This window comes from Salinivibrio sp. ML290 (genome assembly GCF_001995695.1).
GTDB lineage: Bacteria > Pseudomonadota > Gammaproteobacteria > Enterobacterales > Vibrionaceae > Salinivibrio > Salinivibrio siamensis.
In genome coordinates, this window is sequence record NZ_MUEY01000002.1 from 151,406 (window position 1) to 163,988 (window position 12,583).

11 protein-coding genes are annotated in these 12,583 nt (G+C 51.0%); 8 read left to right on the forward strand and 3 right to left on the reverse strand.

Annotated features, from left to right (window positions below):
- The first annotated feature begins 21 nt into the window (after positions 1–21).
- Positions 22–2,619: a bifunctional aconitate hydratase 2/2-methylisocitrate dehydratase gene (gene acnB / locus BZG23_RS02855; protein WP_077606098.1), complete on the forward strand. Its 2,598-nt coding sequence runs from the start codon at positions 22–24 to the stop codon at positions 2,617–2,619.
- 61 nt (positions 2,620–2,680) lie between these two features.
- Here the strand turns inward: acnB and BZG23_RS02860 are convergent, their stop codons facing one another.
- Positions 2,681–3,832, reverse strand: coding sequence for a glycerate kinase (locus BZG23_RS02860; RefSeq protein WP_077606099.1), 1,152 nt, complete (start codon positions 3,830–3,832; stop codon positions 2,681–2,683).
- Between the two features lie 126 nt (positions 3,833–3,958).
- Here BZG23_RS02860 and BZG23_RS02865 point away from each other — a divergent pair, with 126 nt between their 5' ends.
- The 6 genes from BZG23_RS02865 to BZG23_RS02890 all read left to right on the forward strand — a co-directional run bounded on the left by BZG23_RS02865 (position 3,959) and on the right by BZG23_RS02890 (position 10,147).
- Positions 3,959–4,342 (forward strand): YacL family protein, encoded by a 384-nt coding sequence (locus tag BZG23_RS02865; RefSeq protein ID WP_046073994.1) that lies wholly within the window; start codon positions 3,959–3,961, stop codon positions 4,340–4,342.
- Between the two features lie 299 nt (positions 4,343–4,641).
- A complete protein-coding gene (gene glnK, locus BZG23_RS02870) occupies positions 4,642–4,980 on the forward strand; it encodes a P-II family nitrogen regulator (RefSeq protein ID WP_046073995.1) in 339 nt (112 codons plus the stop codon).
- A gap of 18 nt (positions 4,981–4,998) precedes the next feature.
- Positions 4,999–6,228 carry an ammonium transporter gene (locus BZG23_RS02875; protein WP_046073996.1) on the forward strand — a complete coding sequence of 410 codons (1,230 nt, stop codon included), beginning with the start codon at positions 4,999–5,001 and terminating at the stop codon, positions 6,226–6,228.
- 164 nt (positions 6,229–6,392) lie between these two features.
- Positions 6,393–7,409 (forward strand): Fe(3+) ABC transporter substrate-binding protein, encoded by a 1,017-nt coding sequence (locus BZG23_RS02880; protein ID WP_046073997.1) that lies wholly within the window; start codon positions 6,393–6,395, stop codon positions 7,407–7,409.
- A 63-nt stretch (positions 7,410–7,472) separates the two neighbouring features.
- Positions 7,473–9,104 carry an ABC transporter permease gene (locus BZG23_RS02885; protein ID WP_077606100.1) on the forward strand — a complete coding sequence of 544 codons (1,632 nt, stop codon included), beginning with the start codon at positions 7,473–7,475 and terminating at the stop codon, positions 9,102–9,104.
- Positions 9,101–10,147, forward strand: a complete 1,047-nt coding sequence (locus BZG23_RS02890; protein WP_077578733.1) for an ABC transporter ATP-binding protein — start codon at positions 9,101–9,103, stop codon at positions 10,145–10,147. Before BZG23_RS02885 ends, BZG23_RS02890 begins: the two co-directional genes overlap by 4 nt.
- Positions 10,148–10,206: 59 nt before the next feature.
- Here BZG23_RS02890 and BZG23_RS02895 read toward each other — a convergent pair whose 3' ends face one another.
- Positions 10,207–10,812, reverse strand: coding sequence for a TetR/AcrR family transcriptional regulator (locus BZG23_RS02895; RefSeq protein WP_077578734.1), 606 nt, complete (start codon positions 10,810–10,812; stop codon positions 10,207–10,209).
- A 347-nt stretch (positions 10,813–11,159) separates the two neighbouring features.
- Here BZG23_RS02895 and hpt point away from each other — a divergent pair, with 347 nt between their 5' ends.
- Complete coding sequence (gene hpt, locus BZG23_RS02900) at positions 11,160–11,690, forward strand: hypoxanthine phosphoribosyltransferase (RefSeq protein WP_046074001.1); 531 nt, start codon at positions 11,160–11,162, stop codon at positions 11,688–11,690.
- 103 nt (positions 11,691–11,793) lie between these two features.
- On the opposite strand, the gene can is transcribed toward hpt, so the two are convergent.
- A complete protein-coding gene (gene can, locus BZG23_RS02905) occupies positions 11,794–12,453 on the reverse strand; it encodes a carbonate dehydratase (protein ID WP_077606101.1) in 660 nt (219 codons plus the stop codon).
- Between the last annotated feature and the right edge of the window lie 130 nt (positions 12,454–12,583).

Sequence of the window (12,583 nt, forward strand, 5' to 3'; positions counted from 1 at the left end):
CCGAGAAAAGAGGAAATAGTCGTGCTTGAAGCCTACCGTAAACACGTCGAAGAACGTGCCGCTCAGGGTATTGTGCCTAAACCGCTTAACGCTGAGCAAACCGCCAGTTTGATAGAACTGCTGAAAAAACCGCCCGCTGGCGAAGAAGAAACCCTCGTTTATTTACTGGAAAACCGAATCCCACCCGGTGTGGATGAAGCCGCTTACGTGAAAGCAGGCTTTCTGGCCGCACTGGCAAAAGGTGAAGCGCAGTCTCCGTTGATTAGCCCCGAGCGTGCCACTGAATTACTTGGCACCATGCAAGGTGGCTACAACATCGAGCCGCTGATCACCTTACTTGATGATGACAAGCTCGCGCCGATTGCGGCGAAAGTGCTGTCTCATACCTTATTGATGTTCGATGCGTTTTACGACGTTGAAGACAAAATGAAAGCAGGCAATGCCTACGCCAAGCAGGTGATGGAGTCGTGGGCGAACGCTGAGTGGTACCTGGAAAAACCACAAATTCCTGAAAAAGTGACACTGACGGTGTTCAAAGTCTCGGGTGAAACCAACACCGATGACTTGTCGCCCGCGCCAGATGCTTGGTCGCGTCCTGATATTCCCCTGCACGCGCTGGCCATGCTGAAAAACGAGCGTGAAGGTATTCACCCGGACAAACCGGGAGAGATTGGCCCGATCGAGCAAATGAAAAAGCTGGAAGAAAAAGGTCATCCACTGGTTTATGTCGGTGATGTGGTCGGTACTGGCTCGTCTCGTAAGTCGGCAACCAACTCGGTGTTGTGGTTTATGGGGCACGATATTCCTAACGTCCCTAACAAGCGCTCAGGTGGTTTTTGTTTAGGTGGCAAAATCGCGCCTATTTTCTTTAATACCATGGAAGATGCGGGTGCTCTGCCGATTGAACTTGATGTGAGCAAGCTCAACATGGGCGATGTGATTGACCTGTATCCGGCCGACGGCAAAGTGTGCAAGCACGGCACCGATGATGTCCTATCTACCTTCCAACTAAAAACAGACATCTTGTACGATGAAGTGCGTGCTGGCGGACGTATTCCATTGATCATTGGCCGAGGCCTGACTGACAAAGCCCGCGAATGCTTAGGGCTTGAGCCGTCTGAGGTGTTCCGTCGCCCACGTCCGGTGGCTGATTCCACCAAAGGCTTTACCTTGGCACAAAAAATGGTGGGTAAAGCGTGTGGCGTTGAGGGCGTGCGCCCGAACACCTATTGTGAGCCAAAAATGACCACCGTGGGCTCACAAGATACCACCGGGCCCATGACGCGCGACGAGCTGAAAGATTTGGCCTGCCTTGGTTTTACCGCTGATTTGACCATGCAGTCGTTCTGCCATACCTCTGCTTATCCAAAACCGGTTGATGTGGAAACACACCATACGTTGCCCGACTTTATTATGAACCGTGGTGGCGTGGCGCTGCGTCCCGGTGACGGTGTGATCCACTCATGGCTCAACCGAATGCTGCTGCCCGATACCGTGGGGACGGGTGGGGATTCACACACCCGTTTCCCGCTGGGCATTTCGTTCCCTGCTGGCTCAGGTCTCGTGGCCTTTGCGGCCGCGACCGGCGTGATGCCACTGGATATGCCAGAATCGGTCCTAGTGCGCTTTAAAGGTGAGATGCAACCTGGGGTAACGCTACGCGACCTGGTTCATGCTATCCCTTATTTTGGCATTCAAAAAGGGCTGCTGACGGTGGAGAAATCGGGCAAGATTAACGAGTTCTCTGGCCGTATTTTGGAAATCGAAGGGGTTGAGCACCTGACGGTAGAGCAAGCGTTTGAGCTGTCAGATGCGTCAGCGGAGCGCTCTGCGGCTGGCTGTACGGTCAAGCTGTCGCAAGATTCAGTGGCTGAATACCTCGAGTCGAACATTGTGATGCTTAAGTGGATGATCTCTGAGGGCTATGGCGATCGCCGTACCATCGAGCGCCGCATTCAAGCTATGCAGCAATGGTTGGAAAACCCAAGTTTGATGGAAGCAGATAAAGATGCCGAATATGCGCATGTGCTCGAGATCGACTTGGCTGACATCAAAGAGCCGATTTTGTGTGCGCCGAATGACCCAGATGATGCACGTAGCTTGTCAGATGTGGCAGGTGACAGTGTTGATGAAGTCTTTATCGGCAGCTGTATGACGAACATTGGTCACTTCCGCGCGGCGGGTAAACTGCTGGACAAGTTCGGAGGGAGTTTATCTACCCGTATGTGGGTGGCACCACCGACGAAGATGGACCGAGATCAGCTCACCGCCGAAGGCTACTACGGTATTTATGGCCGAGCAGGGGTGCGCATCGAAACGCCAGGGTGCTCGTTGTGTATGGGTAACCAAGCGCGTGTGGCAGAAAAATCGACTGTGCTGTCGACCTCGACGCGAAACTTCCCTAATCGACTGGGTACAGGCGCGAATGTCTATCTCGCGTCAGCGGAGTTGTCTGCTGTCGGCGCGATCCTTGGCCGTATTCCGACCAAAGAGGAGTACCTTGAGTACGCGGAGCAAATCAATGCGACCGCCAGCGATACCTATCGCTACCTCAACTTCCATCAAATGGATGCCTACACCAAAAAAGCGGATGATGTGATTATTAAAGCAGCGGTATAACGGCTGCTGACTCATTTCGTTCTGAAAGCGCCCCAGACGTGGGGCGCTTTTTTTATGTGTGTTAAGCCGTTGTGGATCGATGGGAGGAGAGTCGGATCATGCGTGCGATGTTTTCACTGGTGCGAATGAGGTTTTTTTTACTGTTCATTAGCGCGTCGCTCAATTCACAGGGGCCGGCTTGAATGGGAAATATCGCCGTGACACCTTGTTGGTAAAGCGCTTCGCAATCGTCGCCCACACTGCCTGCGAGCACCACGACTGGGATCTGATAAGCTTGTGCAATGCTGGCGATAGCAGCCGGCACTTTGCCGTGCTGCGTTTGTCCATCGACACGCCCCTCGCCAGTGATCACCCAATCGGCATTGGCCAATAATGAATGAGCCTGGGTGCGTGAGAGTAATAAGTCGACCCCGGGTTCGAGTCTTGCCCCGAGTAGCCCTCCCAAGGCAGCACCTATACCTCCTGCTGCGCCGGCGCCAGAAAAGTGGCAAACCGACTGTCCCAGTTGCAAGTGACAGATACTCGCAAAGCGGTGCAGGTATTGCTCTAAGACACGGATATCCTCTTCTTGCCCGCCTTTTTGTGGCCCAAAGATAGTGGTGGCGCCGTGCGGTCCACATAATGGATTATCCACATCGCAGGCGGCGGTCAGTGTCACGGCCTTAAGCCGTGAATCAAGCGTATCAAGATCAATTGTCATCAAGGCGCCGAGTCCTTCCCCGGTGGGCGTGATGGGGTGGCCTGCGCCATCAAGGAGCTTGGCACCGAGGGCGGTCAAGATCCCCGCACCGGCATCATTGGTCGCACTGCCGCCCAACCCGATAATGATTTCGTCAATATCATGGTCAAGTGCGGCGCGAATAAGCTCGCCAGTGCCTAAGCTGGTGGTATGACGAGGGTTGCGTGCGTCTTGTGGGACTAAGGGAAGGCCTGAAGCACTGGCAACATCGATAACGGCCAGACGATGTTCGCGATTGATAACAAATTCGGCGGTCACCGGGCGAAAGTCGGGTCCAGTCACCTCACAGTGATAACGCTCACCGCCGATTTGGTCGAGAAAACTTTGCGCATAACCTTCGCCCCCATCCGCCATTGGCAGTTGTGAAAAGCGAGCGTGAGGCAAAATAGGCGCCATGCCTGCCTCGATCGCCTGTGCAACATGGCGAGCATTTAGGCTCTCTTTAAATGAATCAGGCGCGATCACGATATGCATAAGCCTATCCTTTACTGCTTACTGTTATTCCATTTAAGTATGGTTGAAGTGACATTTTGATGACAGCACTGGCTTGGCAATTCTGACAAAAAGCAGGACAATAGCCGGCCAATTTTGGAGGTCAGTGTGGATTACGAATTTTCTCGCAACAGTTTTGATGACAGCTACCGGATTGTTTTTTCGATGGGACATGAAGCCATAGGACGTTGGCTATTGGATGAACTCGGCACTGAGCTGACTCAAGTGACATCCTGTCTACATACCCTGCAGCAACTTGAGTCAGAGCAGCAGTGGCGCGGGCATACGTTCACGCTTACCGCCAATCGTGATGAGGTCGTGGTGGTGGCGAATGCCATGCTGCAACCTGCCTCGGATGAGGCGCAAACCACGCTCAATGAGCAAGCGCTGACCTTTTACGATGAAGAAAGTTACGCGGCGTGTGGTTACCAAGACTTTGTGGTGATGCTGGACGCCTACCAAGACTTCATTGCCCGTTACGGTCGACGTTAAGCGGGTTCTCTGAGTCAACTCTTCATGGCTGAGCACGTATCACCGTGTGCGTGCTTCGAATGGCTGAACCTCCCCGCCGCTTTTTCTCCCGATTCTCGTTTCGATGTTCCCCCTTGGTGCAATCGCATGCTGCTCTCCCTGGCATGCGCTGTGTTGGTGAATAATTCGCACTTATATGGTGCAAATGAACGCCTTTCTATCCCGCATTTATTTAAGTTGTTGATTTTAAACAGATTAAATATTGGCACGGCTCTTGATAGTTAGACGATGATGCAAACACAAGGACTCAGGAGAAGGATATGAAACTGATTAGCGCCATTATCAAGCCGTTCAAGCTTGATGACGTACGTGAAGCGTTGGCGGATGCTGGCATTGACGGCATGACTGTCTCAGAGGTGAAAGGTTTCGGCCGCCAAAAAGGGCACACAGAGTTATATCGTGGTGCTGAGTATCAGGTCGATTTTTTACCCAAAGTAAAATTAGAAATCGCTGTGCAGAGCGAACATGTCGACAGTGTTGTGGAGGCGATCTCTAAGGCCGCACAAACGGGCAAGATCGGCGACGGTAAAATCTTCGTCTTTGATCTTCAGCAAGCGGTGCGGATCCGTACTGGTGAGATGGATCTGGAAGCAATTTAAAAACAGGGAGTAAAGACAATGGAACTGGTAAACACGGTGACTGAATTGCGCTACGCGCTCGACACCTTTTTCTTTCTTTTATCTGGTGCGTTAGTGATGTGGATGGCGGCTGGCTTTGCCATGTTAGAGGCAGGCTTGGTGCGCTCGAAAAACACTACTGAGATACTGACCAAAAATATCTGCCTCTATGCTATCGCTTGTACCATGTACCTGTTGGTGGGCTACAACATTATGTACGTGGACAACAGTGGCGGCGGTTTTGTCCCTTCTTTTGGGGCCTTGATTGGCACCCAAGGCGCCGATGCGGATCATTCGCTCGAATCTGACTTCTTCTTCCAAGTGGTGTTTGTTGCCACCGCCATGTCTGTGGTGTCAGGGGCGGTGGCCGAGCGCATGAAACTGTGGGCGTTCCTCGTATTCTCTGTCATCTTGACCGCAGTGATTTATCCGGTTGAAGGTTACTGGACATGGGGCGGAGGCTTCCTTTCAGAGGCTGGTTTTAGTGACTTCGCCGGCTCTGGGATTGTTCACATGGCGGGCGCGGCGGCAGCCCTCGCAGGTGTGCTGCTTTTGGGAGCGCGTAAAGGTAAATACGGCAAAAATGGTAAAATTAACCCCATTCCTGGCTCAAACCTGCCTCTGGCAACACTGGGTACCTTCATCTTGTGGTTCGGCTGGTTCGGTTTTAACGGCGGCTCACAACTGATGGTGTCAGATTTTGAAAATGCCACGGCTGTCGGACAAATCTTCTTGAATACCAATGCAGCGGCAGCGGCTGGTGCGATAGCAGCATTACTGGTGTGTAAAACCCTATGGGGGAAAGCCGATTTGACCATGGTACTCAACGGTGCCTTAGCCGGCTTAGTGGCCATCACGGCGGATCCGTTATCGCCTTCACCCGTGGCAGCGCTGATCATCGGTGCGGTATCGGGTGTGATTGTCGTATTCAGTATTGTTGGTCTGGATAAGGTCAAAGTGGATGATCCTGTCGGTGCTATCTCCGTGCACGGTGTATGTGGCTTCTTTGGCCTGATGGTTGTGCCATTAAGCAACACAGGGGCGACCTTTGGTGCGCAGCTTCTGGGGGCGGCAGTGATTTTTGCTTGGGTATTTGCGGCAAGTTTCCTCGTGTGGCTGGTGCTGAAAAATACCATGGGCATTCGTGTCACCGAAGAAGAGGAGATGTCAGGGATGGATCTTCACGACTGTGGTATTGATGCGTATCCCGAATTTGTTAGCGTAAAATAGTCAGTTACACGTAACTCGAGTAAACTCTGAAACGAAACCTTACATTTTTGGATGTAAGGTTTCTTTCTTTTTGCGTCTGATCATATTGAGCCCTGAGTCATTAGTTGTATACTAACGAAACTGAGATTCGTTATCATTTATCATCATATTTAAGGACTGCCACGATGAAAAAACTACTGATTGCCTCGGCTATCACCGCAAGCCTATTAGGAACCAGCGCCGCGGTTGCGTCCGAAGAAGTCAATGTTTACTCGTATCGCCAACCTTTCTTGATTGAACCCATGTTCGATGCGTTTACCGAAGAGACCGGCATTGCTGTGAATGTTAAATTCGCTAAAAAAGGCATGGCGGAAAAGGTCAAGCAAGAAGGTGAGTACAGCCCGGCTGACGTACTGCTAACCGTTGATATTTCACGCCTTAAAGAGCTGGTAAACCAAGACGTGGTACAGCCCGTGCAAAGTGATGTTATCGATCAAAACGTGCCTGAGCAGTTCCGAGATAGTGAAGATAAGTGGGTCGCGCTGACAACACGAGCTCGTGCGGTATACTCTTCACGCGAGCGTGTCGGCAAATTGGGTGACGATTTTGATTATCTCGACTTGGCAAAACCAGAATGGAAAGGCAAGATTTGCACCCGTTCAGGTAAGCACCCATACAATGTCTCTTTAGTGTCAGCTATCATCGAAAATCACGGTGAAGCGAAAGCCAAAGAGTGGCTTGAGGGCGTAAAAGACAACCTCGCACGTAAACCACAAGGCAATGATCGTGCACAAGTGAAAGCGATCAAAGAAGGCCTGTGTGACGTCTCACTGGGTAATAGCTATTACCTAGGCAAAATGCTGAACGACGAAGAACAAACAGCGTGGGCGGAAGCGGTTTACTTGAACTATCCTGGCCAAAACGCGCACGGTACGCACGTGAACGTGAGTGGCATGGCGATGGCGAAGTACGCACCGAACGAAGAAAACGCGCTAAAACTAATGGAATTTTTAACGTCAGACAAAGCACAGCATATGTATGCTGAGGTGAACTTCGAAGAGCCTGTGAAGCCGGGTGTTGAGCAGTCTGAGCTCGTGGCGTCTTGGGGCGACTACAAGCATGACCCAATGCCGCTTGAGGCGATTGCGGATAACTACAGCCAGTCAGTGAAACTGCTGGATGAAGTTCAGTTCGACCTGTAAGCCATTGCATAGGGGCGGATGTCGCCCCTGTTGTCTTTCTCTGACGCCTTAATGTAGTAGGCCATGCGAGATAGATTACCCATGATAAAAACCAGCAGTTGGGGCTTAGCCCTATTGCTGGTTTTGCCGATCTTAGCGATCTTTTATACCGCGGTGGGCGACACTGGGGATATTTTCCCCCATTTATTCGAGACCGTACTGCCGACTTATACCTTGAACACCAGCTTGTTAGTGGCTGGCGTGGTGGCGATTGCGATTATCCTCGGGGTGCCCACCGCGTGGATGCTGGCCATGTATCAGGTACCGGGCAGCCGGCAACTGCAGTGGGCGATGGTGCTTCCGCTTGCGATGCCGGGCTATATTATTGGCTATATCTATACCGATTGGTTTGATTATGCCGGTCCGCTACAACGTGGCTTGCGGGCATTGTTTGAATGGCAAACGGTCAATGATTACTGGTTTCCCGATATGCGTACCTTGCCGGGTGCGTGTTTTGTGCTGGCGTTAGTCTTATACCCTTATATCTACCTGCTCACCCGTGCCGCGTTTATGGAGCAAAGTGTCACCTTGACCCACTCTGCGCGCTTGCTCGGTTGCTCGCCGATGCAAAGCTTTCGTCGCATTTCTTTACCGTTGGCACGGCCGGCGATTGCGGTGGGGGCCTCTTTGGTGGCGATGGAGGCGCTGGGCGATTTTGGAACGGTCAATTACTTTGCGGTCAGCACCCTGACAACCGCAGTCTATGATACTTGGTTGAGCTACTCGAGCTTAACCGCTGCCGCCAAAATCTCTGCGATCATGCTGGTTGCTATCTTCCTTTTGATCAGTGCTGAACGTTATGGGCGACGTAAACAAGCACAATTTAGTCCAAGCTCGAGCAGTGATGCGATTGAGAAAATGCCCTTAACAGGCTGGCGTAAAGTCGGGGTGTTAGCCTGGTGTTGGAGTCTGCTGTCACTGGCGTTTATTTTACCTCTGCTCCAGCTTTTAGTTTATGCATGGCACTACTACGAAAAAAATGCGGTCAGCGAGTTTGCCACTTTTAGCTATAACAGCTTTTATACCTCAAGTTTAGCGGCGCTCATTGCCGTCGGCATTGCGTGGACAGTGAATGTGTATCGCCGCCTGCGTGGGCATGGGGTCAGTGTGGCGCCCATGCGATTGGCGTCTATGGGGTATGCGGTGCCGGGGACGGTGCTTGCGATTGGCGTGATGTTAGTGCTGACGCGCGGCGATCACTTCATTAACGATATCGCCACGCATTACGGCTGGGGACGGCCTGGCCTCCTATTATCTGGCACCATGGTGGCCTTATTGGTGGCCTTTGTCGTGCGGTTCAGTGCCGTCGCCATTGGCAGCATTGAATCAAGCATGGCCAAAATTCCTCCTTCATTGGATATGGCGGCGCGAACCATGGGGTGCACCATCACAGGGGTGATTCGTCGTGTGCATTTACCCTTAATTCGGCGGGGGACACTCATTGCGATGCTGTTGGTGTTCATTGAGTCGATGAAAGAGCTTAATGCTGCGATTTTATTACGCCCTTTTAATTTCGAAACACTGGCCACTTATGTGTACAACTTTACCTCGGATGAGCACCTAGAGTATGCCGCCTTACCTGCCATTTTGTTGGTCGTGGTTGGCTTGGTCCCCCTTATCCTGATTAACCGGTCATTGGAGCAAAAATATCAATGAAGTGTGCGCTCGCGATAGAGAATTTGACCTGCAGTTATAACGGCACCCCTGTTTTAAAAGATTTGTCGCTGCAAGTCGCGCCGGGAGAAATTGTGTGCTTGCTCGGCGCCAGTGGCTGCGGGAAGACGACGTTGCTAAAAGCGATGGCAGGATTAATGCCATTATCGTCAGGAAAACTATCGATTGGGTGCAAACTCATGGATGATAATCAGCATTCAATCCCGCCAGAGCAACGTAATATTGGGATGATTTTTCAAGACTATGCGCTGTTCCCACACCTTACGGTGGCAGACAATGTGGGGTTTGGTCTGTCTGGATTCAGCGCGGCAGCGCGAAGTGAAAAAGTGGCTGAGATGCTCAAGCTGGTGCGTCTGGCGGAGCTGGGTGACCGCTATCCTCACCAGCTCTCGGGCGGCCAACAACAGCGCGTGGCGATAGCGAGAGCGCTGGCTTATGAACCGGATCTGTTATTGCTTGATGAGCCCTTTTCGAATATTGATACCCAGGTTCGTCATGATTTAATTGAAGAAATCCGACGCATTTTTAAATCCCAAGGCGTCACGGCGATCCTTGTGACGCACAGTCGGGAGGAAGCATTCGCGTTTGCCGATAAGCTAGCGGTAATGAATCAGGGGCTCATTGAACAGTATGGTGATACCACAGACGTGTATTACCAACCTGCGAGCCGTTTCGTCGCTGATTTTCTTGGCCAGGGCTCTTATGTGCCCGTAACGGTCTCGTCGCAAGAACAAATGCAGACACCGCTCGGTCCGTGGCCACGTCCGGTGCATTGTCACCCAGGCCCGCATTGGTGGTTACTGCGCCCTCAATTTCTAAGCATTCGAGCGGATGCTGAGGGGGAAGGACAGGTGTTATCCCAACAGTTTATGGGTGATAGTAGCCGTTATACCATCGATATCCATGGTCAAAAACTGTCGGTGCACGCGCGTGAGCCGCTATTGGTAGGGGATAAAGTCAGCTTACATATTCGCCCTCACGAGCCAGTCCTGTTCAATGATGGGCCGAGTTTTATTGACGATTAAGGCACCAGAACCAAAAAAGCCAACCGAGGGGTTGGCTTTTTACGGCGTTGACAACGTGGCTAGCTTTGTTGGCACAATACGTCAATATAGTGTTGAGCCATGGCGTTTAAAGCCGTTTTGTCTGGTTGCTGATGCGCCTGTAAAAAGAGCACATAGCATACCCCTGCCAACATACTGGCAAGCTCACGCGGTTGGTGACGGTCGACCATCTCACCTTTTGCCATCCCGTGCTCGAACACTTGCTCGAACTGATCCATCGCGTCTCGACTGCCTTTGACAAAGCGTGGCCAAATATCTTCGCGAATAGAGGTACTCCACTCAAACCAGACTTTCATCCACGCTTTGTCTGCCAGAGCTGTGTCAATAATTTGCGAGGTAATGCAGTTTAGCGATGCCCGCATTGATTGATCTTGCCCGGTGCACTCATTAATCAGTTTAATGAAGTGTTTCTCGGTCTGGGCCAAGATCTCTTCCACCAAGTCTTCACGGGTTGGGAAGTAGTTAAATACCGTTGCGACGGAGACGTCTGCCATTTCGGCAATATCGGCGTGCCCCGCACGACCAATCCCGCGTTTGGCAAACACATCTAAGCCACACCCTAATAACTGCTCTTTGCGGCGCTCGGGCGATAGCCGCGTCCTTGTTCTCTCATTTGATTGAGCCATCCTAAAACCTGCCAACTTATTTTTGGTTTGTACAAATTAATTATTGTTTGTGCTAATGATTTTATTATTAGCGGGATTGAGTTTATACCAGCCATTTATGGCCTGACAACGGCTAGAAGCCTGATCTAGGCCGTAAAAACGTAATTTTGTCTGCAAAAAAAGTCATTCATTACAAAAAACAAAGGCACGGATTATTTTTTCTTATCAATCAGTGTGATACCCAACTAGTGTGCGGGTGCATAAGCGATGAAAACGCGCTCGCTGGGATCCGCAATCGATTTAGTGCTAGACTATGCCACCTTTGTTAGTGACCTCCCTTTTGTGGAGAGACAACCATCGGGGCAGATATGAAACACACCGTTGAAGTGATGATTTCAGAGCAGGACGTACAGGCGCGAGTGAAAGCCTTGGGCGCTGAGATCAGCGAGCACTATAAAGACTCATCTGAGTTGGTATTAGTGGGGCTGCTGCGTGGCTCGTTCGTTTTCATGGCGGATTTATGCCGTGCGATTGATATGCCGCATGCGGTCGACTTTATGACCGCATCAAGTTACGGCAACAGCATGGAAAGTACGCGTGATGTGCGTATTTTGAAAGACTTGGATGATGATATTAAAGGCAAAGACGTACTCTTAGTCGAAGACATCATCGATACTGGCAATACGCTGAGCAAGGTGTGTGAAATCCTGTCTTTGCGCGAGCCAAATTCAGTACGCATTTGTACATTGTTAGACAAGCCAGAGCGCCGAGAAGTTGACGTTAAGGTTGATTGGTTGGGCTTTACGATTCCAGATGAATTTGTGGTCGGTGTGGGCATTGATTATGCGCAAAAATACCGCCATCTGCCGTACGTCGGTAAAGTGATTCCGTTGGACTAAAAGGTTCAAGGAATGCGAAAGGAGAAAGCCGAGCCGATGCTCGGTTTTTTTGATCTATGAACAGGTGAGTGCCAATCTGCTTTGTCAGGGAGGTGTGGAAAGACTAACACTCGACCTTTTCAGACACGAGTTCACACATTGCTGCTTGATAGTTGATTTCCAGTGATTCCCGGCTATTGGCAGTCATCCCCAGATCCCGCAAGATCCCGTCGGTCGTGCCGTAAAACCAGCCATGGACCTTCACATCTTGGCCGCGCTCCCAGGCCGCCCGCAAAATAGTGGAATTACCAAGGTGATACACCTGCTCGGCGACATTGATCTCACATAGCCGATTACCGCGTGCTTGTGCAGGCAGGTGGCTAAGATAGCTTTTGTGCTTGAGGTAGAGATCACGAATATGCAGTAACCAATTGTTAATTAAACCCAGCTCAGGGTTTTCAATTGCAGCATGCACCCCGCCACAACCATAGTGGCCACAGACAATAATGTGCTTGATTTGCAGCACATCAACGGCGTACTGCACGACCGACAGGCAGTTTAAATCGGTATGAATGACTTGATTGGCGACATTACGATGGACAAAAAGCTCGCCCGAGTCTAGGCCAGTCAGGCGCTCTGCAGGAACTCGACTATCCGCACAGCCAATCCATAAGTATTCTGGATGTTGCTCCTTCGCCAAGTCGGCAAAAAACTGTGGGTTGGTATCACGAATGTCTTTTGACCAGGCTTTATTGTTGGCGAACAACGCTTTGATTTGGGCCATATCCACTCAGTCTTTTGGCAAGGTTATCAATTTCCACTATACCGCAATGATGGGGTTTGAAATATACTGAGATCAAATTTCACATTCTTTTACATCTTGCGCGCCCAATAGATCACGCTGTTTACCTTCA